The sequence below is a fragment of the Pyxidicoccus sp. M6 genome (genome assembly GCF_055568925.1).
The window spans coordinates 6,488,107-6,508,653 of the sequence record NZ_CM145714.1; the positions used below are offsets into that span (position 1 = coordinate 6,488,107).

15 protein-coding genes and 1 pseudogene are annotated in these 20,547 nt (G+C 69.9%); 5 read left to right on the forward strand and 11 right to left on the reverse strand.

Going from position 1 to position 20,547, the window contains the following annotated elements; genetic code table 11:
- Positions 1–10 precede the first annotated feature (10 nt).
- The 6 genes from ACVTJA_RS25975 to ACVTJA_RS26000 all read right to left on the reverse strand — a co-directional run bounded on the left by ACVTJA_RS25975 (position 11) and on the right by ACVTJA_RS26000 (position 6,030).
- The gene (locus ACVTJA_RS25975) at positions 11–1,021 is read right to left on the reverse strand and encodes an MlaD family protein (protein ID WP_465840052.1); all 1,011 of its coding nucleotides are present in this window, start codon (positions 1,019–1,021) and stop codon (positions 11–13) included.
- Positions 1,014–1,760, reverse strand: a complete 747-nt coding sequence (locus ACVTJA_RS25980; protein ID WP_465840053.1) for an ATP-binding cassette domain-containing protein — start codon at positions 1,758–1,760, stop codon at positions 1,014–1,016. Before ACVTJA_RS25980 ends, ACVTJA_RS25975 begins: the two co-directional genes overlap by 8 nt.
- A gap of 8 nt (positions 1,761–1,768) precedes the next feature.
- Positions 1,769–2,515, reverse strand: a complete 747-nt coding sequence (locus ACVTJA_RS25985; RefSeq protein WP_465840055.1) for an MlaE family ABC transporter permease — start codon at positions 2,513–2,515, stop codon at positions 1,769–1,771.
- Complete coding sequence (locus ACVTJA_RS25990; protein WP_465840057.1) at positions 2,512–3,285, reverse strand: MlaE family ABC transporter permease; 774 nt, start codon at positions 3,283–3,285, stop codon at positions 2,512–2,514. The genes ACVTJA_RS25985 and ACVTJA_RS25990 overlap by 4 nt, the downstream gene beginning before the upstream one ends.
- Positions 3,286–3,379: 94 nt before the next feature.
- Positions 3,380–4,078, reverse strand: a complete 699-nt coding sequence (locus ACVTJA_RS25995) for an ABC transporter ATP-binding protein (protein ID WP_465840059.1) — start codon at positions 4,076–4,078, stop codon at positions 3,380–3,382.
- A gap of 2 nt (positions 4,079–4,080) precedes the next feature.
- Positions 4,081–6,030 (reverse strand): MopE-related protein, encoded by a 1,950-nt coding sequence (locus tag ACVTJA_RS26000; protein WP_465840061.1) that lies wholly within the window; start codon positions 6,028–6,030, stop codon positions 4,081–4,083.
- 200 nt (positions 6,031–6,230) lie between these two features.
- On the opposite strand from ACVTJA_RS26000, the gene ACVTJA_RS26005 reads away from it, so the two are divergent.
- Genes ACVTJA_RS26005 through ACVTJA_RS26015 form a run of 3 tightly spaced genes read left to right on the forward strand, consistent with a single transcriptional unit; the run spans position 6,231 to position 12,018 of the window.
- The gene (locus ACVTJA_RS26005) at positions 6,231–7,655 is read left to right on the forward strand and encodes a TolC family protein (RefSeq protein WP_465840063.1); all 1,425 of its coding nucleotides are present in this window, start codon (positions 6,231–6,233) and stop codon (positions 7,653–7,655) included.
- 5 nt (positions 7,656–7,660) lie between these two features.
- Complete coding sequence (locus tag ACVTJA_RS26010) at positions 7,661–8,893, forward strand: efflux RND transporter periplasmic adaptor subunit (protein WP_465840064.1); 1,233 nt, start codon at positions 7,661–7,663, stop codon at positions 8,891–8,893.
- Positions 8,890–12,018 carry an efflux RND transporter permease subunit gene (locus ACVTJA_RS26015; protein WP_465840065.1) on the forward strand — a complete coding sequence of 1,043 codons (3,129 nt, stop codon included), beginning with the start codon at positions 8,890–8,892 and terminating at the stop codon, positions 12,016–12,018. The genes ACVTJA_RS26010 and ACVTJA_RS26015 overlap by 4 nt, the downstream gene beginning before the upstream one ends.
- Before the next feature lie 73 nt (positions 12,019–12,091).
- Here the strand turns inward: ACVTJA_RS26015 and ACVTJA_RS26020 are convergent, their stop codons facing one another.
- The 3 genes from ACVTJA_RS26020 to ACVTJA_RS26030 all read right to left on the reverse strand — a co-directional run bounded on the left by ACVTJA_RS26020 (position 12,092) and on the right by ACVTJA_RS26030 (position 17,481).
- Complete coding sequence (locus tag ACVTJA_RS26020) at positions 12,092–12,526, reverse strand: dirigent protein (protein WP_465840066.1); 435 nt, start codon at positions 12,524–12,526, stop codon at positions 12,092–12,094.
- A gap of 210 nt (positions 12,527–12,736) precedes the next feature.
- The gene (locus ACVTJA_RS26025; RefSeq protein ID WP_465840067.1) at positions 12,737–13,792 is read right to left on the reverse strand and encodes a right-handed parallel beta-helix repeat-containing protein; all 1,056 of its coding nucleotides are present in this window, start codon (positions 13,790–13,792) and stop codon (positions 12,737–12,739) included.
- 713 nt (positions 13,793–14,505) lie between these two features.
- On the reverse strand, positions 14,506–17,481 hold the full coding sequence (locus ACVTJA_RS26030; RefSeq protein WP_465840068.1) for a toll/interleukin-1 receptor domain-containing protein: 2,976 nt from the start codon (positions 17,479–17,481) through the stop codon (positions 14,506–14,508).
- 179 nt (positions 17,482–17,660) lie between these two features.
- Here ACVTJA_RS26030 and ACVTJA_RS26035 point away from each other — a divergent pair, with 179 nt between their 5' ends.
- Positions 17,661–18,986, forward strand: coding sequence for an amidohydrolase family protein (locus ACVTJA_RS26035; protein ID WP_465840070.1), 1,326 nt, complete (start codon positions 17,661–17,663; stop codon positions 18,984–18,986).
- A 148-nt stretch (positions 18,987–19,134) separates the two neighbouring features.
- Positions 19,135–19,599, forward strand: a complete 465-nt coding sequence (locus ACVTJA_RS26040; protein ID WP_465840071.1) for a DUF2267 domain-containing protein — start codon at positions 19,135–19,137, stop codon at positions 19,597–19,599.
- Between the two features lie 126 nt (positions 19,600–19,725).
- On the opposite strand, the gene ACVTJA_RS26045 is transcribed toward ACVTJA_RS26040, so the two are convergent.
- A complete protein-coding gene (locus ACVTJA_RS26045) occupies positions 19,726–20,001 on the reverse strand; it encodes a hypothetical protein (protein WP_465840072.1) in 276 nt (91 codons plus the stop codon).
- Positions 20,002–20,005: 4 nt separating this feature from the next.
- Positions 20,006–20,368 (reverse strand): annotated as a pseudogene (locus ACVTJA_RS26050) (IS4 family transposase); the annotation flags it as partial.
- Positions 20,369–20,547: the final 179 nt, after the last annotated feature.

Here is a 20,547-nt window from a genome sequence, read left to right on the forward strand (position 1 = left end):
GCGCGGCCCTTCAGTCCTTCCAGAGAATCTTCCACGGATGCTTGCGCAGGTCCGTCACCAACGTACGCAGCTCATCATAGAGCGTCGGGTCCTGGAGCACCGCGCCGGCCGTGCCCTCGCCTGCTTCAATCTTCGCCAGCACCCGGTCCGCCCTCGCCGCAATCCCTTCGAGCTGCCCCGCCGCGTTCGTGAAGCGCTCCAGCGCCAACTTCACGCGCTGCCCGTCCTCCGGCCCCAGGGCTCCCGTCACCGCGGCCAGCCCATCCAGCGTCGTGCCCGCGGACTTCGTCAGCCCGGGCAGTTCGTGCCGCATCACCGCCGCCGTGGCCGCCGCGTCCTCAATCAACTTCGCTCCCTTGCCCCCGGGCTGGAACGACTCACGCGCGTACGCGGCAAGCTGGCGCAGGTCCTTCGACGCCGCCGCCAGCTCCGAGGCGAGCACCTTCACGTCGGCCTCGTTCTCATTCAGCATCCGGTCCAGCGTCTTTGTCAGCCGGGACACGTTCGCCGCCAGGTCCGTCACCGCCTCCGGGTCCTTCTCCAGCATCGCGGACAGGATCTCCACGAAGCGCGAGAGCTGCTCCGCGAGGATGTCCAACCTCGGTGCGTCCGTCCCTCGCACCGCCTGTCCCCCGCCCAGCGGCTTCTCCGCCGCCCCCGGGTTCAGCTCCAGGTACGGCTCGCCCAGCAGGCCCACCGTGGCCACCGTCACCCGCGCATCCGCGCGCAGTGCTCCCAGCGCCTCCGGTGCCACCGCCAGCTCCATGCGCACCGGCAGCGGCCGTCCCTGCGCATCCCTTCGCTCGGGCTGCAGCCGAATCGCCTGCACGCGTCCCACCTGCACGCCGCCCAGCTTCACCGGCGCGCCCTCCACCACGTTGCCTGTATGGCCGAAGTCCACCGCGAGCTCCGCGCTGGAGCCCACCGTCAGCTCGCCCATCAGCCACAGCAGCACGAGCACGCCCACCACCGTCGCCAGCACGAGGGCGCCCACCTTCAGCTCCAACCGTCGCTCATCCATCCGTCGCGCCCTCCATGAACGGCGCCGTCAGCACCCGAAGCTCGGGCGCCGTGGACTCCAGGAACCCGGCCGGCGGGCCCAGGTACGCACAGCGTCCTCCCGCCACCACCAGCACCCGGTCCGCAAGCCCCTTCAACTGCCGGTAGTCGTGCGTCACCACCAACCCGCCCAGCCCCCGCTCCTTCAGTGACGCCATCACCTCTTCCACCTGCGACGCCGCTCGCCGGTCCAGCCCCGTGGTGGGCTCGTCCAGCAGCAGGTAGCGTGGCTTCAGCACCAGGGCTCGCGCAATCGCCGCGCGCTTCTTCGCTCCGGGGCCCAATTCCGGGGGCAGCCGGTCCGCCCACTCTTGCAGGCCCACCTGCTCCAGCGCGGCGTCCACGTCTTCCGCGCGGGCCTCCGGGTCCGCGAGCCGCACGTTCTCCCGCAGCGTCCGCCAGTCCAGCAGCGCCGGGCCCTGCACCAGATACGGCGCCTTCCTGCGCAGACGCACCAGCTCGCGCTCGGGCTGCGTGTCCACGCGCTCACCCCAGAGCTCCACCTGGCCCGCGTCCGGGCGCAGCAGGCCCACGGCCATGCGGCACAGCACGCTCTTGCCGGAGCCACTCGCTCCCGCGATGAACGTGAGCTCTCGCGTGGAGACCTCTGCCGTCACGCCTTGCAGCACCTGACGCCCTGTCTCGAACGTGACTCGCACGTCCGTGAAGCGCAGGGTGTCTCTGTTGGGGCTCTCGCTCACGCTCGGGCTCACAGGCGCAGCAACTGGAAGGCGAGGGACACGGCGAAGTCGATCAACAGACAGCCGAGGCTCGCCGCCACCACGCCGGAGGTGGTGGCCTCGCCCACCGCCTCGGCTCCGCCGCTCGCCCTCAGGCCCGCCACCGCCGCCGCGAGGGGAATGTATAGCCCGCAGCCTCCCGCCTTCAGCAGCGCCGCCAGCAGGTCCCATCCATCCACGTAGCGCGGGTCCATGAAGGCGCGCCCGTCCACGCCGAAGACGAGGCTCGCGACTCCCGCCGCCGCCAGCGTCGCCGACACCGTTCCAATCGCGCTCAGGAGCGGTACGCCGAGCACTCCGGCAATCACCCTCGGCGCCACGAGGTCGGCGTACGGGTCTCCTGCGGACATCTCCAGCGCCTCCACCTGCTCATTGACGCTCATGGTGGAGAGCTCGGCCGCGTGGCTGGCGCCGGCTCGCGAGGCCGTGAGCATCGCGGACATCACCGGACCCAGCTCGCGGATGAGCAGCTCGAAGTAGGCGGGGCCGAGCACCGCCACGTTGCCGACGAAGCGCTTGGCCTGGCTGTTCGCAATCGTCACCAGCACCGCGCCGAAGAAGGCCATGCCGGACATGATGAGCCACACGCTGCGCCCGCCCAGTTCGTGGAGCTGCGCCAGGGACTCGCGCCAGGGCACTCCGTCGCGCAGCGAGGCCCGCACGGTGCGCATCAACATCACCGCCGGGGCTCCGAAGAAGGACAGCACCGCGCTCATTTCATCCACCCCGTCAGCAACGAGGTGAGCAGCAGGTCGAGCACGAAGATGGCCGCGCAGCTCTGCACCACCGCGCTCGCCGCCGCCTGGCCCACGGCTCGCGCACCGCCTCGCGCGGACAGGCCCACCGCCGTGGACACCAGGGAGATGGCGAGGCCGTAGGCGCCCGTCTTCAGCACGCCTCCGAGGATGTCGAGCGGGTCCAACATGTCCGCGAACGTGCCGTAGAAGACACGCAGCGGCAGGTCCAGGGCGAGGAGCGCCGCCACGGACTCGAAGAGGATGGCCACGAGGAACGTGAAGGTGCTCAGCGCGAGCATGCTCAACTCCATGGCCACCACGCGCGGCGCCACGAGGATGGCGAACGGGTCCAGGCCGATTCCTCGCAGGCCTTCAATCTGCCCGCCCACCTGCATGGTGGCCAGCTCCGCCGCGTTCCTCGCTCCGATGCGCGCCGACATGATGAGCCCGAGCAACAGCGGGCCGAACTCCCACAGCACCCCGTAACCCGCCGCCCAGCCGAGGAAGGCCCGCGCTCCGAAGCGCTGGATGTAGAGGCCGGATTGCAGCACCACGATGACGCCCGCCAGCGCCGCCGTGGCCATCGCCAACGGGAGGGAGTCGTAACCGAATTGCACCAGCGCCCGAGCCAATTCGCGGCGCTCCAGCCGCGGCAAGCCCAGCACCGTGCGGCCCGCGACGAGCCCCAGTGCTCCCGCGCCGCGCACCGTGTCCAGGCCAGTGCGGCCCAGCCAGACGAGTGGCTTCATGCGCGCACCTCGTCTCGCGAATGCTCACGCTTCAATCCCGCACGCTCCGAATGCTCCAGATGCTCCCAGCCTCTGGGCGCTCGCGCCAGTGGCCTCACGCGAGCACCTCGTCCGGCGCGTGCTCCAGCTCCGGCGCGGGAGCTCCGTCATGCACCAGCTTCCCACCGCGCAGGTACAGCCAGCGGGGCAGGGGCAGGTCCACCGGCGCCTCTGGAGCCGCGACGAGCAGCGTGCCGCCTCGGGACACCTCCAGCAGCACGCGCGCCACCTGCCGCGCCGTGCCCGGATCCAACCCCGCGAACGGGTCATCCGCCAGCAACACCGAGGGCCGTGCCGCCAGCGCCCTCGCGAGTCCCGCGCGCTTCTTCATGCCTCCGGACAATCGCTCCGGCAGCTTGTCCGCCGCCTCCGCGAGCCCCACCGCGCGCAGCACCTCGTCCGCCCTCGCGCGGGCCTCGGCCTCCGGCACGCGGCGGCGGGTGAGGGGCAGCATCACGTTGTCCCTCACCGTGAGCGAGTCGAACAGCGCGTCCGTCTGGAACACCATGCCGAACGCCGCCTGCCTCGCCCGGCGCTCGGAGGAGGACAGTCGCGCCGCCACCTGTCCATCCCACAGCACGCTTCCCTCCGCCGGAGTCACCAGCCCCGCCAGCGCCTTCAGCAGCGTTGTCTTCCCCGCGCCCGAGCGCCCCAGCAGCAGCGCCTGCGTCCCTGGAGGCAGGGCGCACGTCACCGACGCCAGCACCGTGCGCGCTCCGTACCGCACCGCGAGGCCGTCCGCGCGTAGGTCCATACTCACGGCCGCCAGCGGACCAGCGTGCCGCTCGAGCCCGCGCCCCACAGCCGGTCCGGACGCGTGCCATTCAGCGCATTCAGCCGATGTGGCGCCACGGTGACGCTGCTCCACGCCGCACCGTTGAAGAAGTGGATGTCATTGGACCCCGACGCCACCGCGTAGATGGCGGTGCGTCCCACCGCCAGCATCGCGCGCACATCCACCACGCCCGTCCCCGCCACGGTGAGCGCGGGCTTCGCCGTCCACGCCGTGCTCGAGCGCTCCAAGAGCAGTCCTCCGTCGCCCGCCGCATACGCGAGCGTGGGCGTCAGCACCCGCACCGCGCGCAGGAAGCCCGTGGCGCCCACGGCACCGAGGTCCTCCTTCGTCCAGGTGCCGCCGCTCGCGGGCGCACGCCATGCGGCGGGCACGTTGTTGACGTTCTCCGCGCCCACCACGAGCAGCGTCCCCGGGGACAGTCCATGAATGGCGCGCAGGTTCGCGGGCACCTGCGTGACGAGCTCCGGCGCGGCCTGGCTCGTGGCGCCCTCGACGTACCGCCAGCGGATGACGCGGCCCTGGCTGTCCACCGCGAAGAGGCTCACGGTGGTGTCCTGCACGAAGCCCACCAGGCCATTGATGGCGGCGTCCCCGAGACCGCTCACCTCGGCGCAGGAGTCCAGCGCTCCCGGTGCCACGGTGGCCAGCTTCCCCACGCTCGAGCCGAGGAACACGCGCCCGTTGCTCGCCGCCCACGCGGACTTCCAGTCGCCGGGGCAGCTCGTCACCGGCGTGAAGGTATTTCCATCCACGTGCAGCACCCGGCCCGCGCTACCCGCCAGCCAGCCCGTGGTCTCACCGTACGGCGCCACCGCGTTCCACTCCGCATCCGCGGCGCCTACGTCCGTGTCCACCGACCACGTCGCCGTGGCGCACCCGGCGACGCCGTCGTCACGCGTGCCATCGCAGTCGTTGTCCAGCCGGTCGCACACCTCGGTGCCGGTCTTCGAGGCGTAGCTCGTGCCCTCGTCACAGTCGTCGCGCGTCTTGCTGGCCCCCTGCGCGGGTTCCGTGCAGCGGGCTGACGTCTCCGTGCCCGCGCTGCCGTCTTCATCCTCGTCGACGTACCAGGTCACCGGCTGCTCGGTACCTATGCACGCCGAGGCGGACTCCGACTGGCACCGCGTCTCGCCCCGGCAGCCCAGCTCCGTCGTGCACGAAGTTCCCACGGCGAACGTGTCGTCGTCCGTCACGCCGTCGCAGTCATCGTCCAGGCCATCGCAGCGCAGCTCGTCCTGCCCGGGGTGGATGTCGCCGTCGCCGTCGTTGCAGTCGCCGCCCCGGGCCGCCGTGTTGGCGGGCTTCACGCAGCCGGGCACCGAAGCCACGTCCCGGTCCCCGTAACCGTCTCCGTCGCGGTCCGGCCAGAACTCCTTGTCATCGGGCGCGTCGGCCTCGCCATCCACGCAGTTGTTGTCGACTCCGTCACACAGCTCCGTGGCCTGCGGGTGGACGTCCGCCCGCGAGTCGTCACAGTCCGTGCCGGGCCGCGGGCCCGTCGCGGCGACATACTCGTCGTTGTCACGGTCCTCGGCGCGCAGGTCCAGGCGAGCGTCCGCGACACCCACCTCCGGCACCTGGGCCTCCACGGACTGCTCCGCCACCACGGGGCCCACGCACGAGCGCTCGTGCGCCGTGGCCGTCAGGCGCAGGTTCCGGCTCCAGCCCTCGCGGCCGAGCACGGCCACCGTCCGGGTGTCGCTGACCACGCCCGTCGCCACGTTCACCGGCGTCGACTCCGTGCGCGACGGGTCCTCCAGGTCGTCCACCTTCAGCGTCAGGCACCTGGGCTGGAAGGTTGCATACGAGATGGAGACACGCAGGGCACCCGCGGAAGGAGGGGGCTCCTCCTTCTTGCACCCCGACATGGAAACCGCCACCAGCACCACACCCAGCAGGAATAAACGCATTGCTTGTGCATTCCCGGGCGCGCCTTGGCGCCCGCCGTCATGACGCACCCAGGTCAGAAAACCGGAGACCCTGAACAGACGCAATAGACCGTCGCGCGGGCCACCGTCCAGACGCGCGAATGGCCATGGTTCCCCTCCGACACCTTCGTTATATGGCGCGCCGAATCGCTCCCCCTGGCCCGAGTCCCCAACGCCTGCCCATGCCCACCGTCCGTCCCGTCCTCGCCACGCCCCTCTGTGCCTGGCTCGCGCTCGCCGCGCCCCAGGCCCTGGCCCAGGACGCCGGCACCACCCCTCCCGCGTCGGGTGCGGAATCGGCACCGTCGGGTGCGGAATCCGCACCTGGCAGCGCGGAAACAGCACCCGCGGGTGCGACGCCTGCCCAGGCCGCGCCCATGTCGCTGGAGCGCGCGGTGTCCCTCGCCGCCGAGCGCAATGAGTCCGCGCTGGCCGCCGAGCAGCGCTCCGAGGCGGCCCAGGCCCGCGTCGCCCGGGCGCGCGCCTTCTTCTTCCCGGAGCTGACGGCGACGGGCACCTACACGCGGCGCTCCAACCAGTCCACGCGTGACGTGGGCGGCCAGCAGGTGGTGCTCCAGCGCTACAACGCCCTCAGCGCCAACATCGTCGCGCGTGTGACGCTCTTCGACGCTCGCGGCTTCCCGCTCTACCGGGCCGCGAAGCTGGAGGGCGAGGCGTCGAAGCTCGACTCGGTGGAGGCTCGCCGCCAGGTGTCCTTCGAGGCCGCCAATGCCTTCCTCGCCTCGCTCGCGGACCAGCAGGTCTTCCAGGCCGCCGAGCAGCGCCTCGACTTCGCGCGCCAGTCGCTGGAGGACGCGAAGGCCCGCGCGCAGGCGGGGCTCGCCAGCACCAACGACGTGACGCGCGCGGAAGTGGAAGTCGCCACCGCCGAGGTGCAGCGCACCAGCGCCCGCAACAGCGCGCAGACGAGCCGCCTGGAGCTGGGCTACCTGCTCGTGGAGCCGGTGGAGGGCACGCTGTCTCCGCCGGACACGCTGCTGTCGGAAGCCGCGCGGCCGCTGACGGCACACGAAGCCGTGGTGCAGGGAGCGACGGAGCGGCGCCCCGACATCCTGTCCGCGCGGCTGCGGGTGCAGTCGCTGGAGGCCAACGCGCAGGAGCCGCTGGCGCGGTTGCTGCCGGCGCTCGGCGCCTCGTACACCTACCGGCTCACCAACGAGTCCGGCCTCACCGGGCGCACCGGTGACGGCTTCTTCAGCGTGGACCTCACCTGGAGCCTCTTCGACGGCGGCGAGCGTTATGCAGAGCGCCGGGAGCGGGTGGCGCTGGCGAGGGCGGCGAAGCTGGAGGAGCAGGCGACCACGCGCCGGGTGGATGTGGACATCCAGCGGGCGCGGGTGGGGTTGGAGAACGCGCAGGCGGCGCTCGCGCAGAGCGAGCTGGCGGTGCGCGCGGCGAAACAGAACGCCGAGGAGCAGGGGATTCTGTACCGCCAGGGCCTGTCGACGGCGCTGACGGTGGCGGACGCGGCCGTCAGCCTGTTCGAAGCCGAAGTGGCCCATGCGCAGAGCCGCTATGCGCTGGGCGTGGCCCTCCTGGGACTCCGGGCGGCCGTGGGACTCGATCCTCTGGGGAAAGAACCGTGAAGGTGATGCGACGCGCAGGAACGCTGACCGTGACCGTGGCCGTGCTGGCCCTGGGCGCGGGGTGCAAGAAGGACGCGGAGGCGCAGAAGGGCGGCGCCCCCGGTACTGCCGCGGCGGCCCCGGGCGGGCGCGGCGGCGGTGGCCCCGGTGGAGGCTCCGGTGGTGGCCGCGGAGCCATCCAGTTCCCCGTCGAGGTGGCACCCGTCGAGGTGCGCGACGTGGAGTACGTCGTCAACGCGGTGGGCTCGGTGGAGGCCTTCGAGCGCGTGCAGATTACGGCGCGCGTCCCCGGCGCCGTGGAGCGCGTGCTCTTCGCGGAGGGGCAGGCGGTGAAGAAGGGCGACGTGCTCGCGGAGATCGAGCCCGCACGCTACGCCATCGCCGTGCGCGCCGCGGAGGCCGCGCTGGCCAAGGCGAAGGCATCGCTGGAAGAGGCGAAGGCCGGTGCCGAGCGCCGCGCCGCCGTCAACGAGGCGAAGCCGGGCCTCCTGCCCGCCGAGCAGCTCGAGTCGTACCAGACGCGCGCGCGCACCGCGGAGGCGGAGGTGGCCACCGCGAAGGCGCTGCTGGACCAGGCGCAGCTCAACCAGCGCGACGCGTACGTGCGCGCGCCCATGGACGGCGTGTTGCAGACGCGCACGGTGCAGACGGGCCAGTACGTGCAGCCGGGGCTCGTCATGGCCACGCTCATCCGGCGCGACCCCATGCTCCTGCGCTTCACGGTGCCGGAGGCGGACGTGGCGCGCATCCAGCCCGGCATGCCGGCGCGCTTCACGGTGCGCAACGGCGGCGGGAAGTTCAGCGCGAAGATTACCCACGTGGCGGCGGCCGCGGACGACAGCAGCCGCATGGTGCCGGTGACGGCCGAGGTGTCCGGCGAGGACGCGAAGGCGCTGCGCCCCGGAGCCTTCGCCACGGTGTCGGTGCCGGTGGAGACGCGCGGCGGCAGCCCGGTGGTGCCGCAGACGGCGGTGCGCCCCAGCGAGCGCGGCTTCCTCGCGTACGTGGTGGAGGGCGACAAGGCCCGCGAGCGCGTGCTGGAGCTGGGCATGCGCACGGCGGACGGACTCGTCGAAGTGCTCGAGGGCGTGAAGGCCGGAGACCAGTTGGTGGTGCGCGGAGCGGAGGCGCTGCGCGACGGGGCGGCGGTGCGAATCGCGGAGGGCCCGAAGCCCACCCTCAAGGGTGAGCCGGGCGCGCAGCCTGAAGCCGCCAACGGCGGAGGTGCCCGCAGATGAGCCTCACGGAAGCGTGTATCAAGAAGCCCGTCTTCGCCTGGATGATCATGGCGGCCACCATCGTCTTCGGACTGGTGGCGGCGGACCGCATCGGCATCAGCCAGTTCCCCGACGTCGACTTCCCCACCATCAACATCTCCGTCACCTGGGAGGGCGCCAACCCCGAGGCGGTGGAGAGCGACCTCATCGAGCCCATCGAAGAGGCCGTGACGCAGGTGGAGGGCGTCAAGAGCATCACCTCCAACGCGCGCCAGGGCGGCGCCAGCATCACCGTGGAGCTGGACCTGTCGCGCAACGTGGACCTCGCGCTGCAGGACGTGCAGACGCGGGTGAGCCAGGCGGCGCGCGCGCTGCCGCGTGACATCGACCCGCCCGTCGTCTCCAAGACGAACCCGGAGGACCAGCCCATCATGTGGGCCGGCGTGTCCGGGCCCTTCTCGCAGCAGGTGGTGAGTGACTTCGCCCGCTACCGCGTGAAGGAGCGCCTGCAGACGGTGCCGGGCGTGGGGGAGGTGCAGCTCGGCGGCTCGCTGGAGCGCAACGTGCGCATCTGGGTGGACGCGAAGAAGCTGGACGCGCGCGGGCTCACCGTCACGGACGTCATCGCCGCGCTCCAGCGCGAGCACGTGGAGTTGCCCGCCGGCCGCATCGAGATGGAAGGCCGCGAGGTCAACGTGCGCGTCATGGGCGAGGCGCTGGACCTGGAGACGCTGCGCGGCCTGGTGGTGCGCGAGCAGGACGGGCAGCCGGTGTACCTGCACGACGTGGCGCTCGTGGAGGACGGCTTCGAGGACGTCCGCCGCTTCACCCGCGTCAATGGCCAGCCGGCCCAGGGCCTGGGCATCCGCAAGCAGCGCGGCGCCAACGCGGTGGCCGTGGCCCAGGCGGTGCGCGCGGAGCTGGACAAGATTTCGAAGGACGCGCCCGAGGGCATGCAGGTGGGCATCCGCTTCGACTCGACGAAGTTCATCGAGGAGAGCGTCCATGAAATCGAGTTCGAGCTGCTGCTCGCGTGCATCCTCACCGCGTTCGTCTGCTGGGTGTTCCTGGGCTCGCTGTCCAGCACGATGAACGTGGTGCTGGCCATTCCCATGTCGCTGTTGGGGACGGTGGCCGTCATCTACTTCCTCGGCTTCACGCTCAACACCTTCACGCTGCTGGGATTGGCGCTGGCGGTGGGCATCGTGGTGGACGACGCCATCATGGTGCTGGAGAACATCTTCCGGCACGCGGAGGAGGGGAAGGACCGGGTGCGCGCCGCGCGCGAGGGCACCGCGGAAATCACCTTCGCCGCGCTCGCGGCCACGCTGGCGGTGGTGGCCATCTTCCTGCCCGTCATCTTCATGAAGGGCGTCATCGGCAAGTTCTTCCTCCAGTTCGGCGTCACGCTATGCGTGGCGGTGCTGCTGTCCTACGTGGAGGCCATCACGCTGGCGCCGGCGCGCTGCGCGCAGCTGCTCAAGACGTCGCGCGAGGGCCGCAGCAAGGTGGGCGTGTGGGTGGACAACGCCTTCACGAAGCTGGAGCACCAGTACGGCCGGGCCCTGGGCTGGGGCCTGAAGCGCCCGTGGTGGGTGCTGGGGACGTCGGTGGTGCTGCTCGTGTCGAGCGTGTTCGCCTTCCGCGCGCTGCCGGGCGAGTTCGTGCCCTCGCAGGACCAGAGCCGGTTGATGGTGCGCCTGCAGACCGCGGTGGGCAGCAGCCTGGAGGAGACCAACACGCTCTTCCAGAAGGCCGAGGCCTTCGCTGCCTCGCGGCCGGAGGTGCAGAGCGTCTTCGCGACGGTGGGCGGAGGCGGCGGCGCCAACAGCGTCAACGCGGGCATGCTGATGCTCACGCTGGTTCCGCCGGATGAGCGCATGCCGCAGGCGCAGCTGCAGCAGATCTTCCGCAAGGAGCTCAACAGCATCCCCGGCCTGCGCGCGGTGGTGCAGGACATGTCGCAGTCGGGCTTCACCGCGCAGCGCGGCTTCCCGGTGGAGTTCAGCGTGCGCGGCTCGGACTGGGACCAGCTCGTGACGGCCAGCCAGGAGATTCGCGAGAAGCTCCAGGCCAGCGGCAAGGTGGTGGACGTGGACACCGACTACCAGCTCGGCATGCCGGAGCTGCGGATTACGCCGGACCGGGCGCGCGCGGCGGACCTGGGCGTGCCAATCGAGACGGTGGCTTCGTCCATCAACGCGCTGGTGGGCGGCCTGCGCGTGGGCAAGTACAGCACGGGTGGCCGGCGCATCGACGTGCGGCTGCGCCTGCTGGCCGGTCAGCGCTCGCGGCCGGAGGACCTGGCGCTTCTCAAGGTGCGCACGTCGAGCGGCGCGCTGGTGCCGCTGTCCTCGCTGGTGTCGCAGGAGGAGCGCCCCGCGCTCCAGGCGATTACCCGGAGAGATCGCGAGCGCGCCATCAGCGTCTACGCCAACGTGGCGCCCGGCTCCAACCAGGAGGAGGCGCTGGCCACGGTGGAGCGGCTCGCGAAGGACATGCCCGGTGGGGTGCGCGTGGTGCCCGGCGGCGCGAGCGTGGCCTTCCGCGACTCGATGAGCAGCCTGTTCTTCGCGCTCTTCCTCGGGATTGGCGTGGCGTACATGGTGCTCGGCGCGCAGTTCAACTCGTTCCTGCACCCCGTGACGGTGCTCACGATTCTGCCGCTGTCGGTAGCGGGCGCGGCCTTCGCGCTGCTCGCCACCGGCACCACGCTCAACATCTTCAGCATGATTGGCCTGCTGCTGCTGATGGGCATCGTGAAGAAGAACTCCATCATCCTGGTGGACTACGCGCTCCAGGAGCGTGAGCGCGGCGCGGACGCGGTGCAGGCCATGCAGCGCGCGGGGCCGGTGCGGCTGCGGCCCATTCTCATGACGTCCACCGCGACGATGATGGCGGCGGTGCCGGCGGCGCTGGCGCTGGGCGCGGGCTCGGAGACGCGCGCACCCATGTCGATTGCCGTGCTCGGCGGCCTGTCCGTGTCCACCGTGCTCAGCCTGCTGGTGGTGCCCGCCTTCTACGTGGTGGCGGACCGGATGAAGGCGCGGCTGGGCGCGAAGCTGGGGAAGAAGCCGGACAGCAAGTCCGGGACGCCCTCGCACGGGCCTCGCACCGACGAGCCCCGGCCGGCCACGCACGGCTGAGTCACACCGCCACGCGTTTCACGACGCCGCCAGTGTCCCTCACGGGGGCTGGCGGCGTCTGCGTTTCGCTGCGCTACCGGAACAGGGTGAGCACCTGGGTGAACGTCCTGTCACCATTGGGAGTGGTGGCCAGCACTCCCCGCGCCCCCATGAAGGCCCCCGTGCCACCGATGATGGGAATGAGCGAGGTGCCCGTCTCGGCCTCACGGCCCGCGACGGTGATGGTGCCGTTGGCCATGGTGAGCGTCCACTGGCACTCGCTGAACTGGCCCGGCAGCGTCCGGATGCAGTAGCCGCTGTTGCTGCCGATGGGCTGCCGGGCCTCGTTCAGCAGGGGCTGGTCGAACACGAACATGTCTCCCGGCGAGTCCCCAGGCGCTCCCAGGTCCACCGGCGTGGCGATGCCGCTGCGGGCATCCGCGATGGTGACGAACGTGGTGTCCTGCTTCGCGTGGGCGCTGGAGAAGTCCAGCAACTGGGTGGCGGCAAGCACTGTGACTGCAGCCATGAGAAGGACCTTGCGCATTGTGTCTCTCCGTGGGTTTGCCCCGCTGGGGGCGTGGAGGCAGCGGTTTCCCAGAAGAGGCGGTCCGTGGCAACAGACGGAGCCGGAGCCCCGCGGTGCGGCAGCAGTGGAGTCGCGCGACAGCGCTTCGGTTCCACGCACGCCGCCAACGTCCCTCATGGGGCTGGCGGCGTCGGCGTTTTGGAGAGGGACTCAGGGCTCGGCGGCAGGGCCCAGGTCATCCTGGCGGTGGCCGAAGCACTCCGCGTCCTTCAGCGGAGAGCCGAGGCGCAGGCGGAAGTCGCCCGAGCCCGGGTCCTCGAAGAGCGGGTCCAACACCACGTTGCCGTTCTCGCCCATGACGACGCGCGGAGGGACGTCGTGCGTCTCCACGGCGTCCTGCTCGTTCAGGAAGAAGACGTTGCAGCGGATGTCGCCCGTCTGCACGTACATATGGGCGAGGCCCACGGACGAGCCGGCGATGACGTTGCGCTGGATGTCGACGTAACCCGCCTGCACGCCGATGCCGAGGGCCGTGTTGTTCCAGAAGATGTTCCCCTCCACGCTCCCCGTATCCTGGAGGTGGTTGAAGGCGAGCGCGTGCCCGTTCTTCCAGAACAGGTTGTTGCGGACCTCCGCGAGCGCGTGGAAGTAGAGCAGCACGCCGGTGTCGTTGCCCTCGAAGATGTTGTGCGTCACGCGCGCGGATGTCTTCGCCTCGTGCCCGTCCGCGACGATGGCGGCGGCGTACCAGTTGCCGCCGCACCAGCTCCACAAGTCATTCGACATCGTGCACCACGTGGTGGAGCCCACGTTCCGGAAGGTGAAGCCGGAGATCTCCACGTCGCTGGCGCCGGAGAAGTCGACGAGGCTGACGGGCTCGCCGTGGCCGTCCCAGAGGGTGATGGGCGCGCCCGCGCCGACCAGCCGGATGCCGCTCTTGAGGACGACGTGCTCGGAGTAGACACCGGGCGCGACGTACACCGTGTCCCCGGCCTCCGCCGCGTCGATGGCGGCCTGGATGGTGTCGTAGTACTTCGGCACCACGAGGAGGCGGGGCTCCCGGGCCGGCGGAGTGGGATTCAGCACGGGCTCTCCAGCCACGACAGGGGCCGGGGGCCTGTTGTCGGCGGATGCCGGTGTCTGCTGCGTGGCGGGCGACTCGAGCGCCGAGTCCTCGGCATCGAGGGACTCGTTGCCCGCGGGACTTCCGCAGGCTGTCAGGCACAACGCGAGCAGCGAGAGCGAGCTAGGGTGCTTCCAGGACATGGTTTCCCTCCGATTGCGGTGACGAGACAACCGGCCCCTGTTGCGCCACGGAGTGTTACCGCAATTCGAAGCGGATGGGCTCCTCGAAGATCTGAGGCGCATGCCCATCCTCCCCTCAGAGTTCTGAGGGAAGTGTCTGGTATTGGAGAAGCCTTGCCATGTCCCGGTGGGTTATCGTTCGCGGCGTATGATGCTGGAGACGGGAAGACCGGGGGCGGGCTCGCGAGCCCCCTCGTACTGGCGGGGCCTGCCGTTCTTGTTCCTCGTGCTGGGCTGCGAACCGGAGTCCTGTGCTTCCGGGCGCGTAGCCCGCTCCGGGAATGACGAGCTGGTGAAGCACTACAAGCTGTTCGCCCGGGTCACCAGGAGACTCCCGCTCGACTCACGGGAGCGGATTGTCGCCGAGCTTCGGGAGCTCCCCGGGTTCAAGGAGAGCCCGACACTCTGCGACCATACGCCGGATGCGTGGTGTGCCACTCACGAGGTTCCGCATCCGAATGTTGGAAGCATCTACTACGTCCTCAGCGTAGCTCCCCAGGAGAATGGGCTCCACAGGGTGTGCCTGCTCATCAATGGGACGCATACATCCGTGTCAGAGGCTGTGTATGCCATCGAGGAGGAGCTCGGACTCGAGGCGAGGCGGGACGAAGAGCGTGGGGAGCCGGTATGGTACCTGCCGGATCGCCTCATCAGGAGCGACCTTTGGGGGGCGTCTACCTGTGTTGAGCCATTGGAGGAACGCGAGCGCAGGCCTGGGGAGCCTGAGCCCGGCTGACGGCCGACAGCCGCTCGCAGGCCCGGCTGACGAGCGCCGTGTCGCTCCCAGGCATGGGCTCTGGCAACAGCCACTTGCGCAGCCAGCCGTCGCTGCCATGCACGAGCAGTGCCCTGCCTTCCTCCACGATGAAGGCGCCAAGAGGCTTCTCGCCGGGGTTCTGCCGCCTGCCAGCCTCTCCGGGAACCGCTGGTTCTGGGGAAAGCGAGACGAGGGGAACGCCTGTATCCGGGTCGCCGACGATGAGCTGTTTCTTGTCGTAGTCGTACTGGAGCTGGAACAGCGGCCGTGAGGGCTGCAGGAAGGGCTCCAGCAGTTCCGTCATGCCGAAGGACTCGGCCGTGCCTGTGTCCAGATTCCACGCAAGGTACTCGCCCTTCCCGGACAGGGCATGGAGGGTGTGCAGCCCGCCTCCGGAGGGGACGGCGGCGCCTCTGACTTCCAACCCTGGCTCCTCCGGGGGATGCCTGCCGACCTCGCGTTCGTCGCCGTCATCGGATACCGACCAGAGTGTGGGATCAAAACCCTCCAAGCCCACGAGGAGCCGCTTCCCCATGCTGTCGAAGAACAGGCCGGTCACCGGCCACTTCGTCCAGAAGCGATGGACTTCGTCGCGCCGCTCGGTATCCCAGATGACTACTGCGCGCTCGTAGGGGTGTCCCTCCGTGGCGAATGCGAAGCGGCGCCCCGAGGGCTCCCAGGCCACCCGTGTTACTGATTCCATGGGGGTGAGTTCCACATGACTCCAGCGGCGCTTGTCACGGTCGAACCATGAGATGGAGCCGCTCTGGCTCCCCAGGAGCAGGCGGCGCCCATCACGGCTGAGTGCCGCATCCGTCATTCCCAGGAGAGGCTGCCACTCGATGATGTCCTCCTCCTGGCCCGTCTCCACATTCACGAGGTGGAGCTTGCCGGACTGCGGGCACGCGAGGAGCACATGGACCTGGTCGAGCATGGCCGCCACCAGATGCCCCCGCGTGCCGGAGGCCGGAGGGCAGCTTCCGTTTCGCACGCCCACGAACAGGCCGGCGCGGATGGACCAGACATGTATCCGCCCCTTGTCGGTGGCGGTCAGGAGCGCTTCATCGGGAGTGAAGGCCACGAAGGGCTCTAGCGGCTCGGTATGCCAGAAGACCTTGAGCAGCTCGCCCGTGCTGGCATCCCAGAGTCGGAGGGACTGGTCCCGCCCCACCGTCGCGGCATAGCGCCCGTTCTGGGAGAAGGCCGCCGCGAGGACCGTGCCCGCGTGTCCGGTGAGCCTTGGCTTCTCCTGTCCTGTCTCACGCTCCAGGATGGCCGCCACCCCGTCCAGCCCGGCGACCAGGACGCGCCTGGCCTCCGTGTCGAAACCCACCTGGAAGATTCCTTTTGCCCGCACCGGGAACTTCTGCGCGACGGTTCCGTCCAGCGCCGTGACGGTGACCTGCCGCTCGCTGGTCAGCAGCAGTTGCCTGCCATCGGGTGTCCACAGGGAGGGCTCGTCCGAGCCGAGCCCTCCCTCCAACGTCGCCCGGATCGTGCCGTTCCGGTAGTCCCAGACGGTGGTCCGCTCCGCTGCAATGCTTTCCACCAGCAGGAGATCCCCGGCGGGGGAGAACACAGGCCGTGCGCTCGCGTGCTCTGGCTGGCGGAACCGGCGCAGGCGTTTTCCGGTGGCAGCATCCCAGATGTAGACCATCCCATCCCTGAGCACCGCGGCGGCGACGGCGCCCTCCCCGGACAGAGAAGAGCCGGAGATGTCCGCCCAGAGCTCGCCCTCCATCCGCGCCAGGCGCCTTCCCTGGACGAGGTCCCAGGTCTCGACCCATGGGGGGGCTTGCGAGCTGCCATGGACGACCGCGATGCGTGATTGCGCCGCGCAGCTTCCCGCGGCCACCGGGGGCCCATCGTCTCGGAGCACCCGTGACTCTCCCGTCGAAAGGGACCAGCTCACGAGGCCGTGCCGGGGATGCCAGGTCAGCGCCAGGTCCCACCGGGGGCAGACGGCGATAACGCGTGCATCCTTGTCCGAGTGCCCGAGCACACGAAGGTCCGCCGAGGCGGCAATCGCCGCCGCGAGGCCACCCCGGAGTTCCCCTGGATGGGGGCGCGGCGGCGTGAGGTAGGGCTCTGCCTCCTTGAGCGCCTTGACCAGCGAGTCCTCCGCCGCCTTCAAGTTGTCCAGCGACATCCGCCTCTGTTGCTCGGAGAGACTGCGCTTCTCCTCCTCCAGGACTGCTCCGGTCGCCTCGAGCGAGTCATTCCGCAGCCCGCTCCATACCGCCACGCCGAGCGTGGTGAGCAGCGCCGCCGCCACGGTTCCGAGGATGAGGCTCCATCGCCGCCGGACCCGGCGGTGGACGCCCCACAGCTCCGACAGAGGAAGCCCGAGCAGCCGTGCACTGACCCTGGCGGCAACCTCCGCGAGCTTCGGTGACCGCCGCATCCTTCGCGCGTCCAGCCCCCGCAGCTCCCGTAGGTCGAGTACCAGTGGCTCGGCGCCGGCCTGCCGGAAGGCTTCTTCCAGAAGCGTGGGAACCGCCGGCTCGCCATGCTCCCGCGGCAGGAAGGACGAAGTGCCATCGGCCAGGACGATGAGCACCTGCTCCACGGAATGATGGAGGAGGAACGCCTCCACTTCCCTGAGCACCCAGCGGGAGGCCATGGCGGCGGGACTGGCGAGCAGGACCAGGTATCGGCTCCGGCCCAGCTCGCGCTGAATGCTCCCCCACAGATGCGGGGTGGCCTCGAGGTCGCTCGCATCACGAAAGACCCGCAGGCGGCGCACGAAGGGAAGCGGCCGGGCCATGGCTTCGATGGCGGCCTGCAGCGCCTGCGCCAGGAGCTCGTCATGCTCGTGGCTATAGGACAGGAAGGCGTCGTAGCCGCGGCCGGATTCCGAACTCGGTGTTTCTGGTCGTAGGAGCCTGGACACAGCGAAGGGCGACTCTACACGACGAGGCCGTAGTCATGCTGCGCGCGGTGCGCCTCGGAATAGGGCGCCATGCGCAAGGCCGGTGGCCTCTCCGAGGGCCGCTGGAGGCGCGATTTGTTGGTGAACTCCTGGCACCTCTATCTAGGCTGCGCCGCGTTCCTGATTCCCACGGAGGCGTCGTGAAACGGCTCGTGCGTGTGTTGTCCCTGCTCACCCTCGTCATCGGGACGGTGGCCTCGGCCCAGGCTGCTGCTCCCACCGAGGCACCCCGGCGCGTGGCCGTGCGCGCCGCGCGGATGCTCGACGTGAAGAGCGGGAAGTACGTGGCCCAGCCCGTCATCCTCATCGAGGGCGAGCGCATCACGAAGGTGGGGCCCGGGCTGCAAATCCCGGAGGGCACCGAGGTGGTGGACCTGGGGAATGCGACGGTGCTTCCGGGGCTCATCGACTGCCACACACACCTGATGGCGCGCGAGTCGGAGTCGCCGGATGCCTACGAGCTGGCCCTGCTCACCAAGTCCCAGGCCACGCGCGCGTTGGAGGGCGCGGCCAACGCGAGGGCCACGCTGCGCGCCGGCTTCACCACCGTGCGCGACGTGGAGAACGAGGGCAGCGGCTTCGCGGACGTGGCCCTCCGCGACGCCATCCGCCAGGGACTGGTGGAGGGGCCGCGCATGCTCGTGGCCACGCGGGGCATCGCGGCGGTGGGGGCGTACCACCCGTTCGGTGTCTCTCCCGACGTGAAGGACCTGCCCACGGGCGCGCAGTTCGTCAGCGGGGTGGAGGAGGCGCGCCGTGCGGCACGTGAGCAGCTTGGCCAGGGGGCAGATCTCCTGAAGATCTACGCGGACTGGGCCACGCCCACGCTCACCGTCGACGAATTGCGCGTCATCATCGAGGAAGCGCACAAGGCCAAACGCAAGGTGGCCGTGCACGCGATGACGCCTGAAGGCATCCGCAACGCGCTCGAGGCGGGCGCGGACTCCATCGAGCATGGGCACAAGGCGGACCGCGAGGCGCTGGAGGCCATCCGCAAGAAGGGCGCCTTCCTGGTGCCCACGGTGGGCATCCTCGAAGCGCTGGTGGAGCGCGCACCGGACGCGGCCACGCGCGGCAATTTCGAGCAGCGGCTCGCCGGGGCACGGAAGATGGTGGCGCTCGCTCAGCAGCTCGGCGTGAAGCTGGCGAGTGGCTTCGACGCGGCCTCGGCCTGGCAGCAGGGGCGCAATGCCATGGAGCCCATCGCACTCCACCGGGCGGGCCTGCCGCCCATCGAGGCACTGCGCTCCGCCACCACGCGGGCGGCGGAGTTGCTCGGCCTGGAGCAGCACGTCGGGGCACTCGAGGCGGGGCGCTATGGCGACCTCATCGCCGTCACCGGTGACCCGCTGGTGGACATCACCGAGGTGCAGCGCGTGCGGTTCGTGATGAAGGGCGGGGTCGTGGTCGTGGACACGCTGAGCCGGGCCACGATGAAGGCGCCAGCCGCTCCCGCGGCACACTGAGGGCGGGCGTCCGGACGGGCTCCCGTCCCCGGGCCTACGGCGGGAGGTGCCGACTCGCCAGCGCTGATGGGGCCGTGGACCGTGGCCACCGTGACGTGGGTCAGCCGGACACGGCGGTGACTTCCGTCGCGAGCAAGGAGACGACCCCATGGCGCAGCACACCCAACCCCCTGGTGATGTTCATGCGGTGCCGGTGAAGGAGCGCGACGAGCCGAAGGACCGCCAGGCCTTCATGCTCGAGCTGCAGAACAGCCAGGAACTGCGTGTGAACAACGTCCAGTCGAAGGCGGCGGCGGAAGCGGTGCTCTGCACGCTGGCCCGGCGCCTGTCGGACGGCGAGGACGTGAAGCTGATGCGCGCCCTGGGAGACCGGATTGGTGGGCTGCTGGGCGCGTGCGTCATTCACCGGGGCCCGTCGCACGCGAAGCGGATGACGCGCGACGAGTTCATGACCGACGTGGCGGACCACCTGCGCATCCCCGTGGACCAGGCCTTCCGCGTGGTGACGGTGGTGTTCACCGCCATCCGGGACCGCATCCCCGAGGACGAGGTGGCGGCCGTGGCCTCGCAGCTCCCCGCGGACCTTGCGGACCTGTTCCGCCGGCCGGTGTAGCGGGGGGAAACGAGGGAGCGAATTCCTCCTTGGCGGCAGCCACATGCCGGGAGCCAGGGCGGGGAGCGATGAGCACCCCGCTTGTCACTGCATGATGGCGCCATCAAACCTGCATAGCTCTACGCATCAGTAGCCATCCCTGACCATGATCTGGCTGATCTTGATATAAGATTTGCCGTACGTGTAGACACGGGTCTCCAGTTGGTGGCCGTTGCGGTATCTCCAGTCGAAGTCCAGGTGGAACCACTGCCATTGGTAGGCTCCTGAGAACTCGCCTCGCCGGATGACCCTGCTGGCAACGATCTGGCCGGCGGTTGCATCGTAGATGTCCACGTTCATCAGCGGCTCGTTGTTGGCGGTGTTGTTGTCGACAAGCATGTTGTAGGGCTTGCCCTGAGTCATCCCTTCAAATGAAGCCGAGCGCTTCTTGGAAGACAGGGTGGCGATGGAGGATTTCGGCGAAGCGTTCGACGAGGGGCCGCAATCGCTCCTCCTTCATCATGGGGATGGCCTGGTAATACATGCAGCCCTGTCGGAAGAGCGAGTAGGTGCGCGTCTTGACGGTGTTGGCCTTCAATCCCTTCTCCATGCCGAGACTCTCCCCGGCGGCGCCCAGCAGTGTCAGGAGTACCTGCGCCAGGGCGCTCACCAGCAGGAGCCTGTCGCGCCGCTCGGCACTCTTCACGCGCGCCATGGACAGCCCCATCCCGAATCTCAAATCCTTGACGTCCCGGAACGTTTCCTCGCACGAGAAGCGCCGGGAGTAGAGCTGCCTCGCTGCCCCACCTGTCGCCTGGCGTCCCCTCCAGTTTTGGAGACATTCTGGAGACAAAACCAGGGGCGCACGGTGGCTGCCGCGGTCGGACAATGACAGGCAACGTCGACCTTGATTGCCTATCTCTCGCGATGAGGGTGAGCGGGCCCGACGTGGGTTCCTCGAGTCCGCTA